Here is a 25971-nt window from a genome sequence, read left to right on the forward strand (position 1 = left end):
CCGAGGCATCGCTGAAAGCCTTCAGTTATTCTGAAGGCAACGTTATCGCTTTTGCTTTCAAATTACTGGGGATCCCTCAGCCCGTCAGGGAGTGGGTACCAACTCCCTGCTTTTGCTGACATTTAACAAATCAGATCTTGCTCCCAATGAATAACCATACATCGTGTAATGATTTATTTAATTACATTCATTAACGAGGGAGCATCATGATCACCATTGAGTTTATTGTCATTATCCTCTGCCTGCTGATAGGCACCCGCTTCGGCGGGATGGGCCTGGGGCTGATAAGCGGCATCGGCCTGTTTGTTTTGAGTTTTGTCTTTGGTCTGCAACCCGGTAAACCGCCGGTTGACGTGATGCTCACGATCCTCGCCGTCATCGGCTGTGCGGCCACGCTACAGACCGCCGGTGGCCTGAATGTAATGATGCAGTTTGCAGAGCGCCTGCTGCGTAAACATCCCCAGCACATCACCCTTCTCGCACCGTTTACCACCTGGATGTTGACCTTACTGTGCGGGACCGGGCACGTCGTCTACACCATGTTTCCCATTATCGCGGATATCGCCCTGAAAAAAGGCATACGCCCGGAACGGCCGATGGCGGTGGCCTCGGTGGCATCTCAGATGGCGATCACCGCCTCCCCCGTTTCCGTGGCCGTCGTTTCGCTGGTCTCGATTCTGGGTGCGCAGCACGGTATCGGCCACGCGTGGGGGATCCTCGAAATTCTTGCGGTCTCCGTACCGGCCTCACTGTCTGGCGTCGCCATTGCGGCACTGTGGAGCTTGCGTCGCGGGAAAAACCTCGCAGACGATCCTGAATTTCTGGAAAAGCTGAAAGATCCGAAACAGCGGGAGTTTATCTATGGAGGAACGGAGACGTTGATGGATCAACGTTTCCCGAAACAGGCCTACTGGTCCACGTGGATCTTCTTCGCCGGAATTGCCGTAGTGGTCCTGCTGGGTGCGCTGCCCGAGCTGCGTCCGGCGTTTGAGATCAAAGGGAAAATGACGGCCCTGTCGATGAACCTTGTCATTCAAATGATGATGCTGATCGCCGGGGCCATCATGCTGATGACCTGCAAGGTGAATGCGTCGGCCATTTCAAACGGGGCGGTATTTAAGGCGGGGATGGTCGCGATTTTCTCGGTGTTTGGCGTGGCGTGGATGAGCGATACCTTTTTTCAGGCGCATCTCGACGAGCTGAAAATGGCGCTGGAGGGGGTGGTGAAAAGTCATCCCTGGACGTATGCCATCGTGCTGTTCCTGGTATCAAAACTGGTCAACAGCCAGGCTGCGGCCTTGACCGCGGTCGCCCCGATGGGGTTGATGCTGGGCATCGATCCGAAAATGCTGGTGGCCTTCTTCCCGGCATCCTACGGCTACTTTGTGCTGCCCACCTATCCGAGCGATCTGGCCTGTATCGGGTTCGATCGCTCCGGCACCACCCGCATCGGTAAATTCATCATCAACCACAGCTTTATTCTGCCGGGGCTGATTGGCGTCAGCTGTGCCTGCGTGGTGAGCTATCTGCTGGTGCAGACGTTCTTCTGATCCTTCTGCGGGCGACAGGCTCTGTCGCCCTTCGACGTAAAAGCAGAAAAGAGTTTCTAATTTTAAAACATCGGTTTATTTTAGTGAGACTCGCCCTGCGGTGTGAAGCGGAGTTCAATCAGCGCAATCGCTTTCTGGATCGCGCGGAGCGTAACCGGGTCCGCCGCAGCAGGATGGTTGGTGAAATCGATGTTTTTCAGTTGGGTCGACATCTTTTCGCGCACTTCTACCGGCGCGATAACGTCAATTACATCAAGGATTTGTTTGATAACCAGCTGGCAGGCGACGACGTCAGATACCAGTTCCTGATCGGCGCTCAGGTTTTGTGACATGGGGTTCTCCTTATTCAAAGGCCGCCATAGTAGCAAAACAGACGCCCTTCCATCTCCCTCTCGTCGTCCGCAGACATAAAAAAACCTGCCGAAGCAGGTTTTTTTATCAGAACATCGCACCCGGTGGGACGTCTTTAAACGTTGTGCAGTAGTTTGCCCACATGCTTTTCAGGATTTTGCGCAGTTTCATTATGTTGCTCCAGTAACGTGTTATGCAGGTGTTATTGTCAATACGCTTATAATATGACCACCATCACAAAAATCAACCATTTTGTGACTTGCGTCACGGTTATTAAACCCTCAGTGCTGCTGGTTTGTTAAAAAAAGCCATGATAAATCCGCACGTTACAGGCTTATAAATTCTAGTAAATGTTTATAAAATTTTTTGAGCGGGCAGGAAGAGAATGAGTGAAAACGTATCCGGCAAAGAAAGCCGTGGATTATCGCCTGCGGCGCTGCTGGTGGCCGGTGCTTTCTTTATGGAGTTTCTGGATGGGACGGTGATCGCCACCGCGTTGCCGGATATGGCAAAAAGCTTCGGCGACCAGGCGGTGGATCTGAATATCGGCATCAGCGCCTATCTGATCACCCTGGCCGTACTGATCCCCGCCAGCGGCTGGATCGCCGACCGCTTCGGCGCGCGAAAAGTGTTTGCCCTCGCGCTGGCGATCTTCACGCTGGCCTCGGTATTTTGCGGCCTGTCCACCACGCTCGATCAGTTCGTTGCGATGCGCGTCCTCCAGGGCATGGGTGGCGCGCTGATGGTGCCCGTAGGTCGCCTGGCCGTGCTACGCACCACGCCAAAACATCAGCTCATCACGGCAATCGCCACCCTGACGTGGCCTGCGCTGGTCGCGCCGATCATCGGCCCGCCGCTGGGTGGGTTCATTACCAGTTATGCCGACTGGCGCTGGATCTTCTTTATTAACGTGCCGCTGGGGATAATCGCCATTTTGCTGGCACTGCGCATCATTCCAGACCTGCATGAAGATACGCGCCGACCGTTTGATTTACCAGGTTTTGTTGTCACCACCCTTGCCATGGTGAGCCTGGTTTATGCGATGGAGTTGATGGGCGCAGAGCCTCTGCGAACAGGATTAACCGCCACGCTGTTTATCGTCGGTGTCGTCGCCTTAAGCCTGGCGCTGCGTCACTTTAAGCGGGCAACCTGGCCGATGATCAGGCTCGATGCGATGCAGGTGCCGACGTTTCGCGTCACCCTGTACGGCGGATCGCTGTTTCGCGCCTCCATCAGCGCGGTTCCGTTCCTGTTACCGCTGATGTTCCAGGTCGGCTTTGGCATGGACGCGTTCCATTCTGGCCTGCTGGTGCTGGCGGTTTTCGTTGGCAATCTCACCATTAAACCGGCGACGACGCCGCTGATCCGCAGCCTGGGGTTTAAGCGGCTGTTGCTGATTAACGGTGCGTTGAATGTCCTGGCGTTGCTGGCCTGCGCGTTTCTTACGCCGCAGACGCCCGCGTGGCTCATCATGCTGATCCTTTATCTGGGCGGCGTTTTCCGTTCGATTCAGTTTACAGCCATCAGTACGCTGGCTTTTGCGGATGTGCCATCGGCGCAGATGAGCTATGCCAATACCCTGTTTTCAACCGCAACGCAGCTTGCCGTGGGGCTTGGGATCACGCTCGGGGCGATTGGTATTCGTATCGGGGAAAAAGTCAGTGAGGCGATGGGGATTGCCGTTATGCCGGGAATGAGCTTCCGGCTGGCATTTGTGGCAATCGCGCTGATCTGCCTGGTGGGAATGGTTGACACGCTGCGTCTGACCAAAGATGCGGGCAGCGCGGTCTCATCGAAAAAGTAACGCTATCTGCCGGGCAGGCAACGCACCGCCCGGCAAAGTAAATCAGCCAACAATACCGCGCACGAAGGCTTCAATCTCTTTGTCCTGGCAGTTCTCGAAGAAGCACTGCTGGAAGCGCTGGCCTGATACGGCGGTTTTAACCAGCTCAGGATCGATTGCTCGCAGGGTATCCAGATAGTTTTCTTTCACCACCGCCGCTTTCACCTGGTTCAGGATCCCGGCGTTACGCACCTGCGGCTCTTTACGTTCTGGTGGATAGCCTTCGCCATTGCGTCCGGTAAACGCTTTCTCAAAGATAAAGCGTACGTTCAGTTCTGCCCCCCAGCCGAAGCCCTTCGCAAACGGCAGAGAAAGCGCGTTACCGTTGTTGATTTGCGCAAACAGGAAAGCATCCGCAGGATCGATGCAGTAACCGCAAATCACACCCGGATGGATGTTCAGGGACATCAGCGCGCCCTGCCCGGTACCGCAGCCGGTAACAACAAAATCAACGGCTTTAGCGTTAAGCAGAATGCTCGCCATGATGCCCAGGTGAATATAGGTGAGATGATGATCGTTCTCATCACTCATACCGACGTTATAGACCGGAAAACCTTTCTCATCAGCAACGGCTTTCAGCTCATTAAGGATGATGGGATTCTTAGCGGCCTGGCTGTTTTCCATCATCAGTGCAATTTTCATCTTGTCTCTCCTGAATGCATGGCGGGCGATCCCGCTGTGGATACCTTTTCAACTTAACCTTACTATTAAACAAACGCACTTTCAAATTAAGTGAAAGCTTGTTTTAAAAAACAAAGATGCGCTCACAATTTCGCGCGGTGGCCCGGCTCGTTGCACAGTGAGAGGGCAGATCCTCCGGCTATTCCAGCCATTGCGTACCATCGCGTTGGTTACAATGGCGTATTTCCCGTCACGCAGAGTGAACCATGAAACGTGTAATCATAGCCGGAACGATCCTGTTGCTCGCCGGGTGCAGTATCAACCGTCAGGCAGAAGTCAGCAGTACGGATGCCCCAAACGGAATTGTGCGCCTCGACTATGGCCAGGCCATGCTGCAAAACGCCTGGTCTGATGAGTATGTTAATAACGGTACGGCAACCAAAGCCTGTCAACATATGGGCTACGCCACTGCGTCAGCCTACGGGCAGCCAATTAAAACCTGCACCCTGATCAGCGGTTCACTCTGTCTGAACGAAAGTGTGACCATTCAGTATAAATGTCAGGGATATGCTGTTACCTCTTCCAGCCAGAATCCGTGGTATTAACCGCTACTGCCAGTCACGCTGGCAGTTTATTTAACAAGAACTAAAACAATTCTCATTAATAAATATAAATGACGGCAATGCGTTTTATTCCAATTCGTATTTTTAATAAAAAAATATTTATTTTACTTTTTGCAAATAATTAAATAACAAATTATAGTGTCGCTCATCGTGAACCAGAATTAATAAACCGGAGCTGCACCATGTTAAAAACTGAAATGATCGACAAGCTCAATGCGCAAATGAATCTTGAGCTTTTTTCTTCCCTGCTTTATCAGCAGATGAGCGCCTGGTGCAGCTATCACAGCTTTGAAGGGGCGGCCGCCTTCCTGCGTCGTCATGCCCAGGAAGAGATGACGCACATGCAGCGTCTGTTTGATTACCTGACGGACACCGGCAGCCTGCCGCGCATTGATAACGTGGCATCGCCTTTTGCCGAATACGGCTCTCTTGATGAACTGTTCCGCGCCACCTATGAGCATGAACAGCTGATCACCCAGAAAATTAATGAACTGGCTCATGCCGCCATGACCAGCCAGGATTATCCAACCTTTAATTTCCTTCAGTGGTATGTGGCTGAACAGCACGAAGAAGAGAAGCTGTTCAAATCCGTGCTGGATAAATTATCTCTGGCAGGTAAATCCGGGGAAGGTCTGTACTTCATTGATAAAGAGCTGTCGACGCTTGATACCCAGAATTAACAGAAAAGCGGTGCTGAGTTTTTAGCACCGCATTATTTAATGGCGGCAGATTTTACTTTCGTGAGTGGAAAATCCGTCTGCTGCTGGAATGAATTTTCCGCGCGCCGCCAGAAACGCCACCAGCTCCGCGGCCGTCATCTCCGAAGCTGAACAGGTATGGAAACGCGCCGCTTCGCCAAAGCGGGCATGTATCGCCTCAACCAGTCTCTCCTCCGTATAGCGCTCACCTGACTCAATCATCATATTCAGCACGTCGTGTCCGTGAATTGACATGGTTACCTCTCGCAAATAAAAAGCAGACTAAACGTTCCCTCCACGGCACGCTTTGCGCTGGCTCAGGTTACCCTTTTCTTTTTGTAAATTAATCATTACACCCTTTGTAACGGTGATTTGACGAGATGGTGCTTTTCCCTTACTCTGCGCCGCAGAATGAGTCGCGGTATGGAAGCGGTGTAGAGGAAAGCGTGAAGAACAGAACTCTGGGAAGTATTTTTATCGTCGCCGGAACGACAATTGGCGCAGGAATGTTGGCCATGCCGTTGGCTGCCGCCGGCGTCGGGTTTGGGGTTACCGTAGTGCTGCTGGGCGGTCTGTGGGCCCTGATGTGTTACACCGCGCTATTATTGCTGGAGGTTTATCAGCATGTCCCTGCCGATACTGGCTTAGGCTCCCTGGCTGCACGCTATCTTGGACGCTACGGGCAGTGGATCACCGGTTTCAGCATGATGTTCCTGATGTACGCCCTGACTGCCGCTTACATCAGCGGCGCCGGGGAGTTGATTGCGTCAAGTATCAATGACGGCTTCGGTGCGTCGCTTTCACCGGAAACAGGCGCCATTGTCTTTACGCTGATCGGTGGCGGCGTAGTTTGCGCGGGCACATCGCTGGTCGATCTGTTTAACCGTTTTTTGTTCAGCGCCAAAATTCTCTTCCTGATTGTGATGCTGGTGCTGCTTGCACCGCATGTTCACAAGGTTAACCTGCTCTCCCTCCCGCTGGAGAAAGGTCTGGCGCTTTCGGCCATCCCGGTTATTTTCACCTCCTTCGGTTTTCACGGCAGCGTGCCGAGCATTGTGAGCTATATGAACGGTGATATTCGCAAGCTGCGCCGCGTCTTTGTTATCGGCAGCGCCATTCCGTTGATTGCTTACCTGTTCTGGCAGCTGGTGACGCTGGGCAGTATTGATTCCAATACCTTTATCGGACTGATGGCAGAGCATTCTGGTCTGAATGGATTCCTGGTTGCCCTGCGTAACGTGGTGGCCTCTTCACACGTGGAGCTGGCGGTACATCTGTTTGCAGACCTGGCGCTGGCAACGTCCTTCCTCGGAGTGGCGCTTGGCCTGTTTGACTATATGGCGGATCTGTTCCAGCGTCGCAATACCGTTGCGGGACGCTTACAGACGGGGGCGATGACCTTCCTGCCGCCGCTGGCCTTCGCGCTCTTTTACCCGCGCGGGTTTGTGATGGCGCTGGGGTATGCTGGCGTGGCGTTATCGGTACTGGCCCTGCTGCTGCCTTCCCTGCTGGCGTGGAAGAGCCGCATGCAGCATCCGCAGCAGGGGTATCGCGTGGTGGGTGGTAAGCCGCTGCTGTGCGTGGTGTTTGGTTGTGGGGTGGTGATTATTCTGGTGCAGGTGCTGATTGCAGCGGGAATGCTGCCGGAAGTGGGATAACTTATTTATACATGTCCTGAGGTACTGTTCCGTTCACCTTAAGATCAACAGAATATAATTTTTTCACAGCATGTGAACGGGATAAGGGGGCCGCCGCGGCCCCCTTATCAATCCCCGCGGCCCCGCGGAAAATCGGTGCTTCGCACTGCGCTCACCTCCCGACCATCTGCCTGCGGTCGGCTCAACTCGACATCCTGTCTCGATTCGCCTCTGGCCGCCATCCATGGCGTCCAGCCCTTGTCATCTGGTCTCCGGTTCGCCGATTTTAGCGGGGACTCAACACCCGTGCCCCATTCAGGCTACAGTAATTAATGGTTTAATGCAGGCAACAGCTTTTAAACTTCTTCCCACTCCCGCACGGGCACGGATCGTTACGCCCCACCTTCGACCCGTTCACGATCGGCTTTTTCGCTTCCGGCTGCTGCGGGTTAGCCACCCAGTAGTTATACAAACGCAGCGCCGCAGGCTGAATGCTCTCGATGCTGGCCATGTACTCCTCTTCGGTCAGCGCATCCAGCTTCTCGCTGTTCTCTTCCGTCCCGTGCAGGGCAATCACCGCCAGGTCCGCTTCCAGCGCTTCCGGCAGGGATGACCAGTCCGTCAGCGCCACGCCGCGCATGTAACCATAGCACCACTCTTCCACCACGGTATAGCTCTGACCGTCAACGTCGTTATAGCCAAACAGCGGTTCAAACTGATCCGGGTATTCGCTCAAACGCTCGGCAATATCGTTCATGTGCTTAAAGCAGAGATCGATAAAACGGTTCATCTCACGATCGTTTTTCCAGCGCGGAATATATTTCTCACCACCCCAGACCGCCACCAGCCAGGTGTCGGGCTCCACCACAACGGGACCGGAAAGTACTGCGGTAAGCATGCCGTCCAGTTCGGACACGTCAATCACGGATGCATCGTCGTGACCGTAAGAGATTAATGTCTCTTCCAGCCACGCCATCTCGCTTTCATTTAATGGGCCTTCAGCCATTGCTGATACTCCTGATAAAAAAAACGATCCTGACATATATCGCCGCGCGTGCCTATCTGAAGTTTAGGTCTTTCTTGCTGCAAAAACGTGCAAATCGTGACCGTTGCACAACTTATGGGCTTTGTTGTTAAGGAGATGTGATCTCCGCTGTAAATTCATCTCATCCCGCAAAGGCGCATAAAACGGCGCTCTATACTCAACGTGTTGTGACCCGGTCAAGGGATTAACCATTCTGGCAACCTTTTTGCTTAATGTTCTGCGCGCTTCGCGGTGCGTGGGATCCTCGCCGTATTAAGCATGAGATTGCTTCTAAAGTGCATTTTGTTCTCGCTCTTGTTTTTGGATTTACGATGCCATCAGGCGTTCGGGTTTATACCTGGTGCAAAAACCTCTTTGCTAAGGAACATAATAATGTCGCTGAAATTTACCAAAACTCCCCTCTCCCTGGTGCTGGCCGGTTGTCTGGTGATGGCCTTTTCCGCGCAGGCCGATATCGTCATCGGCGTGGCCGGGCCGTTCACAGGCCCGAACGCAACCTATGGCGATCAATACTGGCATGGCGCTACGCAGGCGGCGGAAGACATTAACGCCGCTGGCGGGATCAACGGTGAGAAAATCAAACTGGTTCAGGGCGACGACGCCTGCGAGCCCAAACAGGCCGTCGCCGTTGCCAACCGCTTAGTCGATCAGGATAAGGTGAAAGCGGTCGTCGGCCACTTCTGCTCCTCGTCGACCATGCCCGCCTCCGAGGTCTATAGCGATGCCGGGATCCTCTCCATCACCCCCGGCTCAACGAACCCGCTTATTACCGAACGTGGCATGAGCGATATATTTCGCATGTGCGGACGTGACGACCAGCAGGGCCAGGTCGCTAGCGATTTCATTCTTGATAAGCTGAAAGCCAAACGGGTGGTCATCATCCACGATAAAGACACCTACGGCCAGGGACTGGCGGACGCCACTAAGGCGGCGCTGGCGAAACGCGGCGTGAAGGAGGTGATGTACGAAGGGTTATCCCGCGGGGAGAAAGACTTCAACGCGCTGGTGACCAAAATCGGCGCACAAAAACCGGACGTGGTGTTCTTCGGAGGCTGTCACCCGGAAGCAGGCCCGCTGGTTCGCCAGATGCGTGAACAGGGCGTGCAGGCGAAGTTCTTCTCGGGAGACTGTATCGTCAATGAAGAGATGGTCACCGCCGCCGGTGGGGCGCAGTACACCAACGGTATTTACATGACCTTCGGTAAAGATCCGCGCCTGATCCCGGACGGAAAAGCCGTCATCGAGAAATTCCGCACCGGTAAATTTGAACCTGAAGGATATACCCTCTACGCCTACGCGTCTGTGCAGGCTATCGCGGCGGCATTCAAGGCCACGAAAGGGACGGATTCCGCAAAAGCCAGCGAGTGGCTGAAGGCCAACCCTGTCGACACGGTAATGGGTAAAAAAGCCTGGGACAGCAAAGGTGACCTCAAAGTCTCTGACTACGTGGTCTACCAGTGGGATGACAAAGGCAAATATAAAGAAGTGCCATAACGGGACGGAATCTGCTCAGCGCCGGCAGGTCTGACTGTCGGCGTAACCCTTTATTCAGGTGCGCGACCATGAGTACATTCTTCCTGCAACAATTAATTAATGGCTTAACGCTGGGTTCGGTCTACGGTCTTATCGCCATCGGCTACACCATGGTGTACGGCATCATCGGTATGATCAATTTCGCCCACGGCGAAGTGTATATGATCTCCGCCTATCTCTCGGCCATTGGCCTGGCCCTGCTGGCGTTTTTTGGACTCCACTCCTTTCCGCTGCTGATCCTGGGGACGCTGGTTTTCACCATCGTGGTCACCGGCGTTTATGGCTGGACGATTGAGCGCATCGCCTATAAGCCGCTACGCAACTCGACGCGTCTGGCGCCGCTGATTTCGGCCATCGGGATGTCGTTGATACTGCAAAACTACGTCCAGCTCAGCCAGGGCCCGCGCCAGCAGGGCGTGCCCACCATGCTGGATGGCGTGCTGCGTTTTCACCTTGGCGAAGGGTTTGTCCAGATAACCTATACCAAAGTCTTTATTCTCATCGCCTCGTTCGCGGGCATGCTGGTGCTGACCTGGATTATCAACCGTACCCGCTTAGGACGCATGTGCCGTGCGGTGCAGCAGGATCGTAAGATGGCCTCCATTCTGGGTATCAACACCGACAGAATTATTTCGCTGGTGTTTGTTATCGGCGCAGCCATGGCCGGGCTGGCGGGCGTGCTGATCACCATGAATTACGGCACCTTTGATTTTTACGTCGGGTTCGTTATCGGCATCAAGGCCTTTACTGCGGCGGTGCTGGGTGGCATCGGCTCTCTGCCCGGTGCGATGCTTGGCGGGCTGATTCTGGGCGTCGCAGAAGCGCAATTCTCCGGGATGGTGAACTCGGATTATAAAGACGTGTTCTCGTTTGGATTGCTGGTCTTAATTCTGATCTTCCGTCCTCAGGGGCTGCTGGGCCGCCCTGTCGTGGCTAAAGTGTAAGGAATAACGCGATGACCTCTGACGGTTTTTCCCTGAAGCGCTGCATTCTGGACTCGATTTTTTCCGGAATGATCGCCCTGATTATTTTCGGCCCGATTGCGGGCGTGATACTGGATGGTTACAGCTTTACCTTTGACGGCCAGCGGCTGGCGTGGATTGTTGGCACGGTGATGGTGGGACGCTTTTTGCTGAGCGCCTTTTCAGCTACGGCGGCCGGAAGACGTTTACAGGCGCGGTTTGAATCCGACAATGCGGGGGTGTATGTCCGGCCGCCGGCGTATAAGAGCCGCATGCGCTGGATCATTCCGCTGATTGTCACGCTGGCGATCTGCTTCCCGTTTGTGGCCACTAAATACGTTCTGACGGTTGCCATTCTCGGACTGATCTACGTCCTGCTCGGTCTTGGGCTGAATATTGTTGTTGGCCTGGCAGGGCTGCTGGATCTGGGTTATGTCGCCTTCTATGCCATTGGCGCTTACGGGCTGGCGCTCGGGTATCAGTATCTTGGACTTGGGTTCTGGAGCATGCTGCCGCTGGCGGCGCTGATGGCCGCGGGCGCGGGCGCTCTGCTCGGCTTTCCGGTGCTGCGCATGCACGGGGATTATCTCGCCATCGTCACGCTCGGGTTTGGCGAGATCATCCGCCTGGTGCTGAACAACTGGCTCACCTTCACCGGCGGGCCTAACGGCGTTTCAGCCCCTGCCCCGACCTTTTTTGGCCTGGAGTTTGGCCGACGCGCCAAAGAAGGCGGCGTCCCCTTCCATGAGTTCTTCGGCCTGGCCTATAACCCCAACTTGAAGTTTATCTTCATCTATGCGGTGCTTTTCCTGGTAGTCATGCTGGTGCTATACATTAAACACCGGCTGACCCGAATGCCCATTGGACGGGCGTGGGAAGCGCTCCGTGAGGATGAGATTGCCTGCCGTTCCATGGGGCTGAATCACGTTCTGGTCAAACTCTCGGCCTTCACCCTGGGCGCATCGACGGCAGGTATCGCCGGGGTGTTTTTTGCCACCTACCAGGGGTTTGTTAACCCGACCTCTTTCACCTTTTTTGAATCGGCCCTGATCCTCGCCATTGTGGTCCTGGGCGGGATGGGCTCCACCGTCGGCGTCGTACTGGCCGCCTTTGTGCTGACCGTCACGCCGGAACTGCTGCGCAGCTTTGCGGAATATCGCGTGCTGCTGTTTGGCATGCTGATGGTGGTGATGATGATCTGGCGTCCTCGCGGTCTGATCCGCATCAACCGCAGCGGATTTGCCGTGCGTAAAGGAGTGGCGCCATGAACGCAACGATTTTACATGTAGAACATCTGATGATGCACTTCGGCGGGATCAAGGCCTTAAACGACGTCAGTCTTGAGGTGCAGCGCGGCTCCATTACCGCACTCATTGGGCCTAACGGCGCGGGAAAAACGACCGTCTTTAACTGCCTGACCGGTTTCTACCGGGCCTCCGGCGGCAACATTCTGTTCAATGCACGAAATAAAACCACCAATGTCATTCAGGTGCTCGGCCAGAAATTCCAGCCGGACGACTGGCTCAACCCGGCGCAGCTTGGTCAACGCCTGTTCTATAAGATGTTTGGCGGCACGCATCTGGTGAACCGCGCGGGTCTTGCGCGCACGTTTCAGAACATTCGCCTGTTCCGCGAGATGTCCGTTGTGGAAAACCTGCTGGTGGCACAGCACATGCGCGTCAACCGCAATCTGCTGGCGGGGGTGCTGAACACCCCTGCGTATCGTCGCTCAGAGAACGATGCGCTGGACCGGGCGTTTTACTGGCTGGAGGTGGTGGATCTGGTGGATTGCGCGAACCGTCTGGCCGGGGAAATGTCCTATGGCCAGCAACGACGCCTCGAAATCGCCCGCGCCATGTGTACCGGCCCGGAGATGATTTGTCTCGATGAACCTGCTGCCGGCCTCAACCCGGTGGAAACGCACAAGCTGAGTGAGATCATCCGGTTCCTGCGCGACCACCATGACATCACGGTTTTGCTGATCGAGCATGATATGGGGATGGTGATGGGCATTTCAGATGACATCATTGTGCTCGATCATGGCGATGTGATTGCCAGAGGTAAACCGGCTGAGATCCAGCACAATGAAAAAGTGATTGCCGCGTATCTGGGCACCGACGAAAGCGAGGTAAATCTGTGAGCGAACCGATGCTTCAGTTTCAGGATGTGGATGTTTTCTACGGGGTGATCCAGGCCTTGAAGCAGGTTTCGCTTGAGGTTAACAAAGGGGAAACCGTGGCCCTGATTGGCGCTAACGGCGCGGGGAAGTCAACATTACTGATGTCTGTGTTTGGTCAGCCCCGGATCCGCAACGGGCAGATCCTCTTCTGCGGCGAGGATATCAGCCACAAATCTACCCACTATGTTGCCACCGGCGGCATCGCGCAGGCACCTGAGGGGCGACGCATTTTCCCGGATATGTCTGTAGAAGAGAACCTGCTGATGGGGACAATCCCCGTCGGCAATCAGCATGCAGCGGAAGATATGCAAAGCATGTTCGACCTCTTCCCCCGCCTCAAGGAGCGACGTAACCAGCGGGCGATGACGCTCTCCGGCGGTGAACAGCAGATGCTGGCTATCGCCCGCGCGCTGATGAGCCGTCCCAAACTTCTGCTGCTGGATGAACCCAGCCTCGGCCTCGCGCCAATTGTGGTTAAACAGATTTTCCAGACGCTGCGCGAACTGGCCCGTAACGGAATGACGATTTTTCTGGTCGAGCAGAATGCGCACCACGCGCTGAAGTTGTCCGACCGCGGCTATGTGATGGTTAACGGGCAGATTCGGTTAAGCGGCAGCGGCGAGGCGTTGCTGAAGGATCCGGAGGTGAGGAAGGCGTATCTGGGTGGAGTGTGAAACGAAAAGGCTATAGTGAGAAAAACTCACAGTAATCCGACATGTGGCTGGTATCCGATTCGCCCACAGTTCTTCAGCTTGGTCTTTAGCATATCTCCACTATGCTCGCTGGCTGCACGGGCATGAACAACCACCAGTCAACCACGCCACACTGTTGCACAGAGCGTGGTATGGCATTTGATAACTTCAGAGTCCATCAACTTTTAGTTGATTATTGAGCGACCGTTGAAGTAAACCGTTTAATATACTGCGTACCATTATCCTTTACCTGTTTAGAGTAGTTTCATGAAGAAAATAGCATTTATCATCCCATTGCTGTTAACTGCTTGCAGCGCTAATCAGCTTGATTCAAGGGCGCAATCTGTGCGTGTTACTAACGGCGATCCAAAAGGTGATTGCACTTTCCTCGGGACAGTTACAGGTGAGCAAGGTAATTTTCTCACCGGTGGCTGGACTTCAAATGCCAATCTGGAAACTGGCGCTTTAAATTCACTACGCAATAATACGGCAAAGTTAGGTGGAAACGCAGTTTCCCTTATAACTAACCGGGCTGGTAACAGCGGTTACTACGATGGTAACGGTGGCGGTTCACAAGAAACTAACGTTGTTATCACCGGTAGCGCGTGGCGCTGCAATTAAATCTATATGCCGCAGTGTACCGACGTATCAGTATGGTGTCTTGCGGCCCTTATTTCCTTGTAATTGTTAAGAATTATTGATTTAATTCACTCTGCAAACTGTTACAAGGTGAAATTAATGAATAAAATAACTAATGAAGGGGCTAAAGTCTACACGCCATTTACGCTGAATCTTTATGACTGGTGGGTTCTCAGCATTTCCAATAATTATGCATGGCGTTGCCCGACAAAGAAGTACCTGCTTCCTCACTTTTTACAACATTTAAGTTTGAACCATCTTGATATCGGAGTCGGGACCGGATATTACCTCAGAAGTATCCCCGCTAACTGCAACATTTCTCTTATGGATCTAAATTCTGCCAGCCTGAGTGCTGCATCAGCAAAGGTTGGGGAAGCGAGAATCCAGAGTAAAATTATACACGATGTTTTTGAATGTTATCCTGAATCACTCCGTGATAAATTTGATTCTATATCCATGTTTTATCTTCTTCATTGCCTTCCGGGAAGTATGTCAGACAAAGGCACCGTCATTGAAAACGCCAAAATGGCTTTGACTAAAGATGGCGTTCTTTACGGTGCAACCATCCTGGGTGATGGAGTAATACATAATGGTTTTGGAAAGAAGCTAATGACTGTTTACAACCGAAAAGGTATCTTTTCAAATACCCATGACTCTGAGGATGAATTGAGAAAAATACTTTCAAGGCATTTTGTTAATGTTGAAGTCATCGTTAAAGGAGTTGTAGCTCTTTACACTGCTTACAGCAAGAGATAACCAAAACTCGCCATTCCATATTATGGGATGGCGTTTTCTTCATGCTATCTGGCCGGAAACTTTTTATACAGAGTGCACACCGCAACGTCGTAAATAATTGCCACCTGCTTACTGTCCACTCCGTTTGCGACCAACCTGCCTGAGCCCATTGCTCTGGAGTAAATTTCGGACATCTGCCACCTATTCACCTTTATCACGGGCTGCCGCCAGTCCTGCCCGGGTGCGTTCAACGTTCCACTCCCTTTCTATCTCGGCCAGGACTGACATCATGTAAAAATGAAACGCCCCACTGAGCTGGAAGTGTCGATGCTGTCCATTACATAGTTAGTGGAGGCTTGTTTTGCACAAGCTTAAACTCGTGAAGAGTATCCGGTATACCTGACCGACGAAGCTGAACGTAACATCGCATACGATCCGGAACCGATTTGTGTGTACAACGCTGCCCCCGAAACAAAAGTATTATAACGCGACGAGCAGCTGCATCTCGATCTGGTGTTGCGAGGCTACGCACATGGATGGTGGTACTATTACGAGGAGTAGTTGCAACATCCGCCCTGGCACGGAGCAGACCAACCAGCTGGTTGACAGGTCCGCAGTGTGCGAATTGCAGACTTAGTGAGATAACAAGTCCTGCTTTTTAAAGTCAAAATCATGGCTCGAGTCCACCGTGAGCTCTCCTTCCTGTGATTCCAGAGTCAGCAATCCCCTCCTCTCCCTGAGAAGTTTTTTTTGTATCCTACACTAAAAGCCCTCAAACAATCTCATAACCCTCATTGACCTTCAAGTTGACTTTAAACCTATACTACAGTTACGGTTGAATCAAGGCCGGTAACAGGATCGGTACTTATCAGTTAGTTCTGCCCTTTACGAAGAGTTGAGCAGGATAAGCACTGCCCAATGACAGTTTATCTGAGTGGAGAAGTGACATGGGTTATGTAACAACTCGCGATGGCGTTGAAATCTTCTACAAGGACTGGGGTCCAAAGGATGGTCAAGTTATTTTTTTCCATCACGGCTGGCCTCTGAGTAGCGATGACTGGGACGCCCAGATGTTATTCTTCGTAAATAAAGGCTTCCGCGTTGTGGCACATGACAGACGTGGGCATGGTCGTTCGGAACAGGTGTGGGATGGCCACGACATGGATCATTATGCAGATGATGTTGCAGCCGTTGTGGAACATCTCAATGTACAGGGCGCAATGCATGTTGGCCATTCAACCGGCGGTGGCGAAGTTGTACGTTATATTGCCAGACATGGTGAAGATAAAGTTTCAAAAGCCGTGTTAATCAGTGCCGTACCGCCATTGATGGTGAAAACCGACAATAATCCACAGGGAACGCCCAAATCAGTATTTGATGATCTGCAAGCGCAACTGGCTGCTAATCGCGCCCAGTTCTATTACGACGTTCCTGCTGGACCTTTTTATGGATTTAACCGCTCCGGTTCGGCTCCTTCCGAAGCTGTTATTTATAACTGGTGGCGACAGGGTATGATGGGGAGCGCCAAAGCGCATTACGATGGGATCGTTGCTTTTTCGCAAACCGACTTTACTGAAGACCTGAAAGGAATATCCATCCCTGTACTGGTGATTCATGGCGATGACGATCAGGTTGTCCCTTATGATGATTCCGGTAAGTTGTCGGCTGAACTGGTCAAAAATGGGAAACTCAATACTTATAAAGGAGCTCCCCACGGCATACCCACTACACACGCTGATCAGGTTAACGCAGATCTTCTTGCATTTATAAACAGTTAACCTGGCTGATAAAATATCTAAATTCTTTACTCCGTTACCGGTATTTTGTACCGGTGACGGAGTCATCATGGTTGTGTACAAGGGAGCCGTGTCTTACAAATCAGGCTTTGTTAATTAACTCTTCATACTGAAACAGACCTGGCACAATGTCTGCCAGATTACTTAATAGAATGAAGAACCGGCGCATCAACCTGCATCAGCGTCATAACCCGCAACATATTTTCCTGGCATGAAATACCCTCCGGCCTGTTTTCGATGCCACTGATTAAATTCAGTATCATGGTCTGATTTTCCCTCAGTTGCTGCTGTAGGAGTCGGATCTCCTCAACCCTGGATTCAAGAGAAGCAACTAATCCTTCATGGTTCCAGCTTCCTTTCCCCTGAGGTAATACCTGACGGATTTGCTCAAGCGTGAACCCAAATCTTTGTGCCCGGTCAATAAGCATGAGTATCAATGCGGTCTCAGGCGGATAATGGCGATAGCCATTATCCTGTCGGGGAGGAGCACTGATCAGGCCTTCCGCCTCGTAATAACGTATGCGGGAAGGTGTTAGACCCGTCGCTTTTGCCAGATCTCCTATCTTCATTTCATCTCCGGTGAATTTCTTGACATTAAAGTTAACTTTAATCTTATACTTTTAAAAAAGTCAATGTCCCGGTACATCAGCCAAAAATTGTATGAAGAGGAAATAAATGCAAACGATTCTGGGAGCAAGCGGACAGATTGCCCGGGAACTTGCCCGCGAGTTAACACATTCCTTCAGTGCTGACCTAAGGCTTGTCAGCCGCAATCCGCATAAGGTCAATGACACTGATACCCTTATGTCAGCTGATTTGCTTGATGGCAGTCAGACCCTGAATGCGGTAAAAGGTAGCCGCATTGTGTATTTTGCAGCAGGCCTACCACCGGATTCCTCCCTCTGGGAGAAGCAATTTCCGGTGATGCTTCAGAATGCACTGAATGCCACCCGGCAAGTAGGGGCTCATTTTGTCTATTTTGACAATACGTATATGTACCCTCAGGACAGCAGACGACAGACGGAAGACATGCCGTTTCAGCCATCTGGGAGAAAAGGGCGTGTCCGGGCAATGATGGCGAACATGGTGCTAGAGGAGATGCTGCGGGGTGAGATTCCTGTACTCATTGGTCGTGCCCCTGAATTTTATGGGCCCGGGAAAACCCAAAGTTTTACAAATGCTCTGGTTTTAGACAGGCTTAAAGCAGGAAAAAAACCACTCGTCCCATTGCGTGATGACACATTACGAACGCTCATCTGGACCCCCGATGCCAGCAGGGCTTTAGCGCTGCTGGGTAATACTCCAGATGCTTATGGCCAGACCTGGCATCTGCCCTGCTGCGAAGAACCAATTACATATGCGCAATTTGTTTCTCAGGCATGCAGTGTTTTTGGAATAGAGACCTCATGGTCTGTTCTCAATAAAATCCCCTTATACATCGCAGGTATATTTTCTAAAGGGCCGCGAGAATTGCGAGAGCTCCTTCCGCGCTATGAAGCAGATAATCTTTTTGATTCTTCAAAATTTAAGTCACGTTTCCCGGACTTTCGTATAACAACTTATCGGCAGGGCCTGGAAAATTTATACACTGAATGGAAAGCAACATCTGCGTTAAATAAAGATGACTAACCACTCTGGCTGGTTGTTAACAACAATCTCTGACAAACACCAGAAGGTTCTAGCATGATTCGGTCTATATTACATGTTGTTACCAATGTATCTCATTATGACGACCCGGAGCATAAAACCGGGCTTTGGCTGTCAGAGCTCACTCATGCGTACGATATTTTTGCAGCTCACGGCTTCAGACAAATAATCGTGAGTCCAGCAGGTGGCCCGTCCCCCTTAGAACCCCGATCCCTCAAGTGGCCATTTTTAGATAATTCTGCTCGGAACTGGCTTAGTGATCCTTCCAGAATGGAACTTCTTGAGAATACTCTCAGTCCTGAGCAAATCGACTCCTCTGAATATGACGCAATTTATTTCACTGGTGGTCATGCTGTTATGTGGGATTTTCCAGAAAATGTTAGGCTTCAGCAAATTACGCGGGATATTCATGAACAGAGAGGCATTGTGTCCTCTGTTTGCCATGGTTATTGCGGTCTGTTGAATACCCGCTTATCTGATGGTGAGCTTCTCGTTAAGTCCCGTAGAATCACTGGCTTTTCATGGACAGAGGAAATTCTAGCGGGTATCTCCCGTGAGATGCCATACAACGCGCAGCAGGAGATGAAGCAAAGGGGAGCCAGATATGAGAAGGCTTTGCTACCATTTACCCCCAACGTTGTCGTTGACGGGCGACTGATCACAGGACAGAACCCATTTTCAGCGAAGCTGACAGCCATGCGCGTGGTGTCATTTCTCGATTATTGACGCCAGAATTAGACTGAGATTCACGATTGCGAATCCCCCGTTTTTATAAAAAGCCTCAAATTGATTCGGAGCAATTTTGAATGATGTCTGTAGCTGGTAGTTACTGATGTTAAGTTCTGAACTCAACCTCTTGAACGTTAACAGGATAGATGAGATGAAATTGATTGAGATAACAAAACCAGGCGGCCCTGAAGTGCTTAAAGTAAGCCAGGGCAAAATACCGGAATGTGGTGAGAACGAGGTTCTCATTTCAGTAAAAGCCGCAGGGGTAAATCGTCCTGATATTATGCAGAGGGAAGGGAAATATCCTATGCCGGAGGGTGTTACCCCTGTCCCTGGACTAGAAGTTGCTGGGATCGTACATGCAATTGGGAAAAACGTTACTCACTTTTCAGTCGGAGATCGTGTTTGTGCGCTCACCAATGGTGGCGGATATGCTGAATTTTGTGCCGTTCCGGTCAGTCAGGTGTTGCCTGCGCCAAATAACTTAAGCCTTACGGAAGCCGCTGCACTTCCTGAAACATACTTTACTGTATGGGCCAATCTTTTTGCTCTGGGGAAAGTGAAACCTGGAGATGTTGTACTAATCCATGGTGCCGCAAGCGGTATTGGGACAACCGCCCTCGCCTTATGCTCTGCCATGAATATTAAATTATTCGGTACCGTAGGAAGTGATGAGCAAGTTCTCGCTCTGAAAAAGTACGGGGAGATGATTAACTTCAGGACACAGAATTTTGAAGAAGAGATCCTGGGCAGAACTGACGGGAAAGGGGTTGATGTTATTCTTGACATTGTCGGTGCCTCATATTTCAACAAAAATCTGCATATTCTGAAAAAAGACGGACGCCTCGTGCTGATTGGTTTTATGGGGGGAAGGGTTGTTAAGGAGTTTGATATTCAGGAGCTCATCCTTAAAAGAGCCCTGGTAACAGGCTCAACGATGAGGAGTCGGAATAACGCGGAAAAAGGAGAAATAGCCCAACAGCTGATACAAAATGTATGGCCTTTAATCGAATCAGGAAAGTGTAAACCTGTCATACACCGGGTTGTTAAATTTGAAGATGTCCGGACAGCACATGAATTACTTGAGGCCGGAAACCACATAGGTAAAGTCATTCTTACCCTTGAATAAATGGACATCCCCGCATTTAGTGCGATGAGTTTAGCGGGCGTGAGTATATCCATTCACGCCCGGGAGGATTATACAATCCTCAGCGGTCCCGTCCCGGGAAGTTGCATTATAAGATTGGAACCCATTAACATTGCAGGTGTATAGGCACCTCCTGCAACCTGATTCACCATCAGGAACTCAACCACGGTTAGTCGGGGGGCAGTAATGCCCTCTGTTTGTGGCGAAGCCGAATGGCGAAAGAATGGCGAATGGCGAAAATTAGGCAATAAAAAACCACCTTTCGGTGGTTTACACGACACTGCTTATTGCTTTGATTATTCTGCATTTTCCCATGGTAGCCGGAGTGGGACTTGAACCCACACAGCGCGAACGCCGAGGGATTTTAAATCCCTTGTGTCTACCGATTCCACCATCCGGCCAGGGAAGAAAGTGGAGGCGCGTTCCGGAGTCGAACCGGACTAGACGGATTTGCAATCCGCTACATAACCGCTTTGCTAACGCGCCTTAAATCTGTTGTCTTTCGACCTGCACCCGCAAACTGCCGATGCATTAATCTGGAGCGGGAAACGAGACTCGAACTCGCGACCCCGACCTTGGCAAGGTCGTGCTCTACCAACTGAGCTATTCCCGCATGTCATCAAGTAACTATTTAACTACTTCCTAACCACTTGATTTCATTATCGTCCGGCTAACTGTGCCGCCGTTCGATGCGTTGCATTCTACTGATATGACGTTTTGAGTCAACGTTATTTTTTGCATCTCAGGATCGTTTGCTGAAAATTAAGCCGAAACGATCACTGTTCAAGCAAATCACCGCGCGCAGCGTTCAAATATTGCAGCATTGACCACAGCGTCAGCACCGCCGCAACCCACAGCAGACCAATGCCGGCCCACTCTACCCAGGCATTCGGACGCCACAGCATCCATACCAGCGCCGCCATCTGTGCGGTGGTTTTAACTTTACCGATCCAGGACACCGCCACGCTGCTGCGTTTACCCAGCTCCGCCATCCACTCGCGCAGGGCAGAGATAATAATCTCACGGCCAATCATGGTCGCGGCAGGCAGCGTTACCCACCAGGTATGATAATGTTCCGCCACCAGCACCATCGCGATTGCCACCATCACCTTATCCGCAACCGGATCGAGGAACGCGCCAAAGCGGGTACTCTGGTTCCAGCGACGCGCCAGATAACCGTCAAACCAGTCCGTCACGGCAGCGATCAGGAAAATAAGCGCACAGGCAAAAGGCGCCCAGACGACCGGCAGGTAAAAGGCCAGGACGAAGAACGGAATGAGCACAACGCGAAAGAGAGTGAGCAACGTAGGGATATTAAATCGCATGATGACGGTAACTGTCTGTTGTCAGTAAAATTTAGCTCTATGTTGCTACAGAGCCCTCAATGTTTCAACGAGTAGTAGATCTTTTCTGCCAGCCCTTGCGAAATACCCGGCACTTTTGCAATTTCTTCCATACTGGCGTTGAGTAATCCTTGCAATCCGCCCATATACTTCAACAGCATCTGGCGACGTTTTGGCCCGACGCCTTCAATCGTCTCAAGGGTACTGGTATTTTTCACTTTCGCCCGTTTTTTACGGTGCCCACTGATGGCATGATCGTGCGACTCATCGCGGATATGCTGGATCACGTGCAGCGCAGGGGAATCCGGCGGCAGGCTAAAGCCCTCGCCTTCCGGCTCAAAGAACAGCGTTTCCAGGCCAGCCTTACGATCTGCCCCTTTCGCTACCCCTAGCAGCAGCGGATGGTTCTTATCCCACTCCACGTCGAGCGATTCAAATACCGCCTTCGCCTGCCCCAACTGCCCTTTCCCGCCGTCGATAAGGATAACGTCCGGGATTTTGCTCTCTTCAATCGCTTTACCATAGCGACGGCGCAGCACCTGGTTCATGGCGGCATAATCGTCACCGGGCGTAATGCCGGTGATGTTATAGCGACGATACTCTGCCCGCAGCGGACCGTTGGCATCAAAGACCACACACGACGCCACGGTCTGCTCACCCATCGTATGGCTGATGTCGAAGCATTCCATGCGTTTCACTTCCGGCAGCTTAAGCAGCGTAGCAAGCGCGGTTAAACGCTGGCTGACGGTCGACTGCTGGGACAGTTTGGTGGTCAGCGCCGTGGCGGCATTGGTTCGCGCCAGCTTCAGATAACGCGCGCGATCGCCGCGCGGTTTCGTCTGAACATTCACCCGGCGGCCTGCCAGCTCTGAAAGCGACTCCGCCAGCAGGGTTTTATCATCGAGCGTGAAGTCGAGCAGGATCTCCGAGGGCAGCGTACGCATCTGGCTGCCCTGCAAATAAAACTGGCCGACGAAGGTCTCCACCACTTCACCCAGCTCAGTGCCGCCCGGCACTTTCGGGAAGTAGCTGCGGCTGCCGAGCACTTTGCCCTGACGAATAAAAAGCACATGAACGCAGGCCAGACCGGCGTCAAAGGCTACGCCGATAACATCGAGGTCGTCGCCCGTATTGGAAACAAACTGCTTCTCGGTCACCCTGCGCACCGCCTGAATCTGGTCGCGGATGCGTGCGGCCTCCTCAAATTCCAGCGCCGCGCTGGCTTTTTCCATACGGGCAATCAGTTGCGTCAGCACCTGATCGTCTTTCCCGGCTAAAAACAGGCGGACATATTCCACCTGCTGCGCGTACTCTTCTTCGCTCACCAGCCCTTCAACGCACGGCCCCAGGCAGCGGCCAATCTGATATTGCAGGCATGGCCGGGAGCGGTTGCGATAAACGCTATTTTCGCACTGGCGAACAGGAAAGATTTTTTGCAAAAGCGCCAGCGTTTCCCGCACGGCATAACCGTTCGGGAACGGGCCGAAATATTCACCTTTCGCATGCTTAGCGCCACGATGCATCGCCAGCCGCGGGTGGGTGTCGCCGCTCAGGAAGATAAACGGATAGGATTTGTCATCGCGCAGCAGAACGTTGTAGCGCGGCTGATACAACTTAATGTAGTTGTGCTCAAGGAGCAGCGCTTCCGTTTCCGTATGCGTTACGGTGACATCAATGTTGTGTATAAGTGCGACCAGCGCTTCGGTTTTACGGGAGGCAAGGTTGCTGCGGAAATAGCTGGAAAGGCGTTTCTTCAGATCTTTCGCCTTACCGACATAGATAACCGTACCGCCAGCATCGTACATACGGTAGACGCCTGGCTGGCTGGTGACGGTTTTCAGAAATGCTTTTGAATCGAACGCTTCACTCACTGACTTATTAACGACTCCGCATTGCACAAACCATGGCGAATGGCCAGGTGAGTCAGTTCGACATCACCGTGAATGTTCAGTTTACTGAACATTCGATAGCGATAGCTGTTGACCGTTTTCGGGCTGAGATTCAGCTGCTCTGAGATCTCATTCACCTTCTGACCTTTAGTGATCATCAGCATAATCTGCAATTCGCGCTCAGACAAACTGGCAAACGGAGATTCCGTTTTTTCCGGTTCAATCTGACTCAGAGCCATCTGTTGAGCAATATCAGAAGCGATGTAGCGCTGCCCGGCGTGTACGGTGCGGATCGCATTGACAACTTCCTGCGGCGCGGCGCCTTTACTGAGATACCCGGCAGCACCCGCCTGCATAACCCTGGCAGGCAGCGGATTTTCGGTATGGACGGTCAGCATGATGACTTTGGTATCAACGAACATGCGCGCGATTTTGCGCGTGGCTTCAAGCCCGCCAATACCGGGCATGTTCATATCCATCAGCACCACGTCTGCGGAGTTAGCGCGACACCATTTGACGGCATCTTCGCCACAGCACGCCTCGCCGGCAACTTTAATACCCTTTATATCTTCAAGAATGCGTCGTATCCCTGCGCGCACCAGTTCGTGGTCATCAACAAGAAGGACGTTGATCAAAGGAAATGTCTCCAGAATAGGGATAACGCTACTGACTGCTAATTGGGTTTATATTAACGGTTTTCCATGCAAGATTAAAACGCTAAAAAATCGGCTATTCGATTCTGGTCTCGTTTTTGGAAATTAAGCTGTACAGTAAGTGGAAAGAAAACCCTTGCCCGCCGGGCTTTTACCGCTATTTTTTAGCATCGACATTCGAAAAGTTACTAAAACAGTTGTTAACTCAAACGAAAAAGAGCGCGCGATTTTTTGTAACAACAATTAACGAATGGCGAACCGGGGATAAACATTTAATTGTCGCTAACATATTGGACAGAGTACCTTCATAATCCGCGCCGCCCAATAATCACTGCGCGATAAGTATAAAAAACAACCACTGCATTTTTTGCCGTAGCTTGTGGTATACTCCGCCGCCTTAACTTTCATCGTCGCGCTCATGCGCTGTTTTATAATGAGGAAAATAAATGAGCACACCTGAATTTGCCACTGCCGAGAATAACCAGGAACTGGCACAGGAAGTAAACTGCCTGAAGTCGCTGCTGACGCTTATGCTACAGGCGATGGGCCAGGCTGATGCTGGTCGTGTGATCATTAAAATGGAAAAACAGATCGCGCAGATGGAAGACCAGGCGGAATCCGCTGTTTTTGCCAATACGGTTAAGCAAATTAAACAAGCCTACCGCCAGTAACAAAAACGGCTGGATGCAAAGCATTCAGCCGTCTTCTCGTCTGACACGCAGAACGTGATATCAGTCAGATAAGCCCCGTCGCCGCGGCATAACACGCTATCTGGATCTTATTCGGTGCGTTGAATTTCTTCTGCATATTCTTTTGATGGAAATTGACGGTATTTTCCGAGATGGAGAGAATGATGGCGATTTCTGCCGACGTCTTCCCTTCTGCGGTCCACTTCAGAATTTCCCGCTCACGCTTGCTGAATTTCATTTCAGGCGGCATCACCGTCTCATGTTCAAAGCGCAACAGTGTAGTGAGCGCCATCTGGACGAGCATTTGTAAACGCAGCTCAACTTCTTCACTGGATATCGAGTGTGCCTGTAAGCTGGTACATGACACGGAGAGGAAACCGAGCGCATGATTTGGCATCATCAGACACTGCGTTATTCCCTTGCGTAAACCGTGGTCCCGCGCGCCGTCCCATAATTGCTGGGCATCCGTGAATAATTCATCCGTCCAGGGCAAATGTCCCTGAATGAAATTCTCCGGCTTCAGCACCGGGTCAATGGCGAAATAATTCTCGGACTGATATTGCGCCATCCATTGTTGCGGATAACTGGAATGGACGGAGGTTCGCGGGCGGGTAAATGGCACAGGGTGTCGAACACAAAGCGCATAATAATCGAATTCAAGCGCCTGCGTTTGTCGCTGAAGTTCCTGATATACCTCTTCGGCACAGGTCATTTCCTGAAACCGGAGGAAGCATTCCCGTCGCCAGGTGAAAAAGTCTATATCCCTCATACTTACTGAATGAAGCCTCTGATAAAGATAATCATTATTATGGTGAATATAACCTAACACATAAAGCATGATTATTTATATAAAATATCGGCCACAGGCAGATTATCTTTAATTTGGCGATGGCTTATCCACATCAGGCGGAATAAAAAAGCAACAGAACGGAGTTTAAGGGAGGATAATTTGCTCCAGAAGCGGCATCTG

General features: G+C 51.7%; 27 protein-coding genes, 3 tRNA genes and 2 pseudogenes. 18 read left to right on the forward strand and 14 right to left on the reverse strand.

The annotated features are described in order from the left end of the window. Positions 1-206 precede the first annotated feature (206 nt). Entirely contained in the window at positions 207-1550 is a 1344-nt protein-coding gene (locus IM290_RS14690; RefSeq protein ID WP_193041511.1) for an anaerobic C4-dicarboxylate transporter, read from the forward strand. 80 nt (positions 1551-1630) lie between these two features. On the opposite strand, the gene IM290_RS14695 is transcribed toward IM290_RS14690, so the two are convergent. Continuing rightward, the gene (locus tag IM290_RS14695; RefSeq protein ID WP_003859683.1) at positions 1631-1882 is read right to left on the reverse strand and encodes a DUF2766 family protein; all 252 of its coding nucleotides are present in this window, start codon (positions 1880-1882) and stop codon (positions 1631-1633) included. Between the two features lie 106 nt (positions 1883-1988). Beyond that, entirely contained in the window at positions 1989-2072 is an 84-nt protein-coding gene (gene azuC / locus IM290_RS14700) for a stress response protein AzuC (RefSeq protein WP_003859682.1), read from the reverse strand. A 214-nt stretch (positions 2073-2286) separates the two neighbouring features. On the opposite strand from azuC, the gene IM290_RS14705 reads away from it, so the two are divergent. Continuing rightward, positions 2287-3705: an MFS transporter gene (locus IM290_RS14705; RefSeq protein WP_047728064.1), complete on the forward strand. Its 1419-nt coding sequence runs from the start codon at positions 2287-2289 to the stop codon at positions 3703-3705. 42 nt (positions 3706-3747) lie between these two features. Here IM290_RS14705 and IM290_RS14710 read toward each other — a convergent pair whose 3' ends face one another. Continuing rightward, complete coding sequence (locus IM290_RS14710; RefSeq protein WP_003859680.1) at positions 3748-4386, reverse strand: RpiB/LacA/LacB family sugar-phosphate isomerase; 639 nt, start codon at positions 4384-4386, stop codon at positions 3748-3750. A gap of 245 nt (positions 4387-4631) precedes the next feature. Between IM290_RS14710 and yecR the strand changes: the two genes are divergently transcribed. Further along, positions 4632-4970 (forward strand): YecR family lipoprotein, encoded by a 339-nt coding sequence (gene yecR / locus IM290_RS14715; protein ID WP_015570249.1) that lies wholly within the window; start codon positions 4632-4634, stop codon positions 4968-4970. Between the two features lie 200 nt (positions 4971-5170). Then, complete coding sequence (gene ftnA / locus IM290_RS14720; RefSeq protein WP_003859676.1) at positions 5171-5668, forward strand: non-heme ferritin; 498 nt, start codon at positions 5171-5173, stop codon at positions 5666-5668. A 36-nt stretch (positions 5669-5704) separates the two neighbouring features. Here the strand turns inward: ftnA and IM290_RS14725 are convergent, their stop codons facing one another. Then, on the reverse strand, positions 5705-5941 hold the full coding sequence (locus IM290_RS14725; RefSeq protein WP_193041510.1) for a YecH family metal-binding protein: 237 nt from the start codon (positions 5939-5941) through the stop codon (positions 5705-5707). A gap of 191 nt (positions 5942-6132) precedes the next feature. Between IM290_RS14725 and tyrP the strand changes: the two genes are divergently transcribed. Then, on the forward strand, positions 6133-7344 hold the full coding sequence (gene tyrP / locus IM290_RS14730) for a tyrosine transporter TyrP (RefSeq protein WP_193041509.1): 1212 nt from the start codon (positions 6133-6135) through the stop codon (positions 7342-7344). Between the two features lie 316 nt (positions 7345-7660). Here tyrP and IM290_RS14735 read toward each other — a convergent pair whose 3' ends face one another. Further along, complete coding sequence (locus IM290_RS14735) at positions 7661-8329, reverse strand: YecA family protein (protein ID WP_003859671.1); 669 nt, start codon at positions 8327-8329, stop codon at positions 7661-7663. 411 nt (positions 8330-8740) lie between these two features. Here IM290_RS14735 and IM290_RS14740 point away from each other — a divergent pair, with 411 nt between their 5' ends. The 7 genes from IM290_RS14740 (at position 8741) to IM290_RS14770 (ending at position 15129) form a co-directional block, all read left to right on the forward strand. Beyond that, positions 8741-9862 (forward strand): branched-chain amino acid ABC transporter substrate-binding protein, encoded by a 1122-nt coding sequence (locus IM290_RS14740; RefSeq protein WP_192972367.1) that lies wholly within the window; start codon positions 8741-8743, stop codon positions 9860-9862. A 68-nt stretch (positions 9863-9930) separates the two neighbouring features. Then, positions 9931-10845, forward strand: a complete 915-nt coding sequence (locus IM290_RS14745) for a branched-chain amino acid ABC transporter permease (protein WP_003859667.1) — start codon at positions 9931-9933, stop codon at positions 10843-10845. 11 nt (positions 10846-10856) lie between these two features. Beyond that, on the forward strand, positions 10857-12131 hold the full coding sequence (gene livM, locus IM290_RS14750; RefSeq protein WP_193041508.1) for a high-affinity branched-chain amino acid ABC transporter permease LivM: 1275 nt from the start codon (positions 10857-10859) through the stop codon (positions 12129-12131). Continuing rightward, positions 12128-13003 (forward strand): ABC transporter ATP-binding protein, encoded by an 876-nt coding sequence (locus IM290_RS14755; RefSeq protein ID WP_193041507.1) that lies wholly within the window; start codon positions 12128-12130, stop codon positions 13001-13003. Before livM ends, IM290_RS14755 begins: the two co-directional genes overlap by 4 nt. After that, a complete protein-coding gene (locus tag IM290_RS14760; protein ID WP_017384431.1) occupies positions 13000-13716 on the forward strand; it encodes an ABC transporter ATP-binding protein in 717 nt (238 codons plus the stop codon). The genes IM290_RS14755 and IM290_RS14760 overlap by 4 nt, the downstream gene beginning before the upstream one ends. Before the next feature lie 285 nt (positions 13717-14001). After that, positions 14002-14355, forward strand: coding sequence for a DUF4156 domain-containing protein (locus tag IM290_RS14765; protein WP_071993550.1), 354 nt, complete (start codon positions 14002-14004; stop codon positions 14353-14355). Positions 14356-14472: 117 nt separating this feature from the next. Beyond that, positions 14473-15129 carry a class I SAM-dependent methyltransferase gene (locus tag IM290_RS14770; protein WP_032669608.1) on the forward strand — a complete coding sequence of 219 codons (657 nt, stop codon included), beginning with the start codon at positions 14473-14475 and terminating at the stop codon, positions 15127-15129. Between the two features lie 44 nt (positions 15130-15173). Here IM290_RS14770 and IM290_RS14775 read toward each other — a convergent pair. Beyond that, a pseudogene (locus IM290_RS14775) lies at positions 15174-15443 on the reverse strand (recombinase family protein); the annotation flags it as partial. A 64-nt stretch (positions 15444-15507) separates the two neighbouring features. On the opposite strand from IM290_RS14775, the pseudogene IM290_RS21650 reads away from it, so the two are divergent. Continuing rightward, positions 15508-15591 (forward strand): annotated as a pseudogene (locus tag IM290_RS21650) (SOS response-associated peptidase); the annotation flags it as partial. A 464-nt stretch (positions 15592-16055) separates the two neighbouring features. Then, positions 16056-16886: an alpha/beta fold hydrolase gene (locus IM290_RS14780; RefSeq protein ID WP_032669606.1), complete on the forward strand. Its 831-nt coding sequence runs from the start codon at positions 16056-16058 to the stop codon at positions 16884-16886. A gap of 158 nt (positions 16887-17044) precedes the next feature. Here IM290_RS14780 and IM290_RS14785 read toward each other — a convergent pair whose 3' ends face one another. Beyond that, positions 17045-17473, reverse strand: a complete 429-nt coding sequence (locus tag IM290_RS14785) for a MerR family transcriptional regulator (RefSeq protein ID WP_193041506.1) — start codon at positions 17471-17473, stop codon at positions 17045-17047. Between the two features lie 106 nt (positions 17474-17579). On the opposite strand from IM290_RS14785, the gene IM290_RS14790 reads away from it, so the two are divergent. From IM290_RS14790 to IM290_RS14800, 3 genes are all read left to right on the forward strand, one after another. Next, on the forward strand, positions 17580-18533 hold the full coding sequence (locus IM290_RS14790; RefSeq protein WP_193041505.1) for an NAD-dependent epimerase/dehydratase family protein: 954 nt from the start codon (positions 17580-17582) through the stop codon (positions 18531-18533). Between the two features lie 54 nt (positions 18534-18587). Beyond that, positions 18588-19277, forward strand: a complete 690-nt coding sequence (locus tag IM290_RS14795) for a type 1 glutamine amidotransferase domain-containing protein (protein ID WP_193041504.1) — start codon at positions 18588-18590, stop codon at positions 19275-19277. 154 nt (positions 19278-19431) lie between these two features. Then, positions 19432-20409 (forward strand): NAD(P)H-quinone oxidoreductase, encoded by a 978-nt coding sequence (locus tag IM290_RS14800; RefSeq protein ID WP_198421954.1) that lies wholly within the window; start codon positions 19432-19434, stop codon positions 20407-20409. Between the two features lie 332 nt (positions 20410-20741). Here the strand turns inward: IM290_RS14800 and IM290_RS14805 are convergent. The 6 genes from IM290_RS14805 to uvrY form a co-directional block, all read right to left on the reverse strand. After that, positions 20742-20828: transfer RNA gene (locus IM290_RS14805), tRNA-Leu, on the reverse strand. An 11-nt stretch (positions 20829-20839) separates the two neighbouring features. Then, positions 20840-20913: transfer RNA gene (locus IM290_RS14810), tRNA-Cys, on the reverse strand. A gap of 51 nt (positions 20914-20964) precedes the next feature. Next, a tRNA-Gly gene (locus IM290_RS14815) sits at positions 20965-21040 on the reverse strand. A gap of 163 nt (positions 21041-21203) precedes the next feature. Next, on the reverse strand, positions 21204-21752 hold the full coding sequence (gene pgsA, locus IM290_RS14820) for a CDP-diacylglycerol--glycerol-3-phosphate 3-phosphatidyltransferase (RefSeq protein ID WP_003859652.1): 549 nt from the start codon (positions 21750-21752) through the stop codon (positions 21204-21206). A gap of 56 nt (positions 21753-21808) precedes the next feature. Further along, on the reverse strand, positions 21809-23641 hold the full coding sequence (uvrC, locus tag IM290_RS14825) for an excinuclease ABC subunit UvrC (RefSeq protein WP_017384477.1): 1833 nt from the start codon (positions 23639-23641) through the stop codon (positions 21809-21811). After that, positions 23638-24294 (reverse strand): UvrY/SirA/GacA family response regulator transcription factor, encoded by a 657-nt coding sequence (uvrY, locus tag IM290_RS14830; RefSeq protein WP_017384478.1) that lies wholly within the window; start codon positions 24292-24294, stop codon positions 23638-23640. The genes uvrC and uvrY overlap by 4 nt, the downstream gene beginning before the upstream one ends. A 464-nt stretch (positions 24295-24758) precedes the next feature. Here uvrY and IM290_RS14835 point away from each other — a divergent pair, with 464 nt between their 5' ends. Continuing rightward, positions 24759-24983, forward strand: coding sequence for a DUF2594 family protein (locus IM290_RS14835; protein WP_003859644.1), 225 nt, complete (start codon positions 24759-24761; stop codon positions 24981-24983). 64 nt (positions 24984-25047) lie between these two features. Here the strand turns inward: IM290_RS14835 and sdiA are convergent, their stop codons facing one another. Then, positions 25048-25770, reverse strand: a complete 723-nt coding sequence (gene sdiA, locus IM290_RS14840; RefSeq protein WP_017384479.1) for a transcriptional regulator SdiA — start codon at positions 25768-25770, stop codon at positions 25048-25050. Between the last annotated feature and the right edge of the window lie 201 nt (positions 25771-25971).

The sequence above is a fragment of the Enterobacter cloacae complex sp. S1 genome (genome assembly GCF_014930525.1).
Taxonomy (GTDB): Bacteria; Pseudomonadota; Gammaproteobacteria; order Enterobacterales; family Enterobacteriaceae; genus Enterobacter; species Enterobacter hormaechei_C.

Coding starts and splice junctions, on each gene's coding strand:
- IM290_RS14690 (WP_193041511.1), top strand. CDS start 207: ATGATCACCATTGAGTTTATTGTCATTATCCTCTGCCTGCTGATAGGC.
- IM290_RS14695 (WP_003859683.1), bottom strand. CDS start 1,882: ATGTCACAAAACCTGAGCGCCGATCAGGAACTGGTATCTGACGTCGTC.
- azuC (WP_003859682.1), bottom strand. CDS start 2,072: ATGAAACTGCGCAAAATCCTGAAAAGCATGTGGGCAAACTACTGCACA.
- IM290_RS14705 (WP_047728064.1), top strand. CDS start 2,287: ATGAGTGAAAACGTATCCGGCAAAGAAAGCCGTGGATTATCGCCTGCG.
- IM290_RS14710 (WP_003859680.1), bottom strand. CDS start 4,386: ATGAAAATTGCACTGATGATGGAAAACAGCCAGGCCGCTAAGAATCCC.
- yecR (WP_015570249.1), top strand. CDS start 4,632: ATGAAACGTGTAATCATAGCCGGAACGATCCTGTTGCTCGCCGGGTGC.
- ftnA (WP_003859676.1), top strand. CDS start 5,171: ATGTTAAAAACTGAAATGATCGACAAGCTCAATGCGCAAATGAATCTT.
- IM290_RS14725 (WP_193041510.1), bottom strand. CDS start 5,941: ATGTCAATTCACGGACACGACGTGCTGAATATGATGATTGAGTCAGGT.
- IM290_RS14735 (WP_003859671.1), bottom strand. CDS start 8,329: ATGGCTGAAGGCCCATTAAATGAAAGCGAGATGGCGTGGCTGGAAGAG.
- IM290_RS14740 (WP_192972367.1), top strand. CDS start 8,741: ATGTCGCTGAAATTTACCAAAACTCCCCTCTCCCTGGTGCTGGCCGGT.
- IM290_RS14745 (WP_003859667.1), top strand. CDS start 9,931: ATGAGTACATTCTTCCTGCAACAATTAATTAATGGCTTAACGCTGGGT.
- livM (WP_193041508.1), top strand. CDS start 10,857: ATGACCTCTGACGGTTTTTCCCTGAAGCGCTGCATTCTGGACTCGATT.
- IM290_RS14755 (WP_193041507.1), top strand. CDS start 12,128: ATGAACGCAACGATTTTACATGTAGAACATCTGATGATGCACTTCGGC.
- IM290_RS14765 (WP_071993550.1), top strand. CDS start 14,002: ATGAAGAAAATAGCATTTATCATCCCATTGCTGTTAACTGCTTGCAGC.
- IM290_RS14770 (WP_032669608.1), top strand. CDS start 14,473: ATGAATAAAATAACTAATGAAGGGGCTAAAGTCTACACGCCATTTACG.
- IM290_RS14780 (WP_032669606.1), top strand. CDS start 16,056: ATGGGTTATGTAACAACTCGCGATGGCGTTGAAATCTTCTACAAGGAC.
- IM290_RS14785 (WP_193041506.1), bottom strand. CDS start 17,473: ATGAAGATAGGAGATCTGGCAAAAGCGACGGGTCTAACACCTTCCCGC.
- IM290_RS14790 (WP_193041505.1), top strand. CDS start 17,580: ATGCAAACGATTCTGGGAGCAAGCGGACAGATTGCCCGGGAACTTGCC.
- IM290_RS14795 (WP_193041504.1), top strand. CDS start 18,588: ATGATTCGGTCTATATTACATGTTGTTACCAATGTATCTCATTATGAC.
- IM290_RS14800 (WP_198421954.1), top strand. CDS start 19,432: ATGAAATTGATTGAGATAACAAAACCAGGCGGCCCTGAAGTGCTTAAA.
- pgsA (WP_003859652.1), bottom strand. CDS start 21,752: ATGCGATTTAATATCCCTACGTTGCTCACTCTCTTTCGCGTTGTGCTC.
- IM290_RS14835 (WP_003859644.1), top strand. CDS start 24,759: ATGAGCACACCTGAATTTGCCACTGCCGAGAATAACCAGGAACTGGCA.
- sdiA (WP_017384479.1), bottom strand. CDS start 25,770: ATGAGGGATATAGACTTTTTCACCTGGCGACGGGAATGCTTCCTCCGG.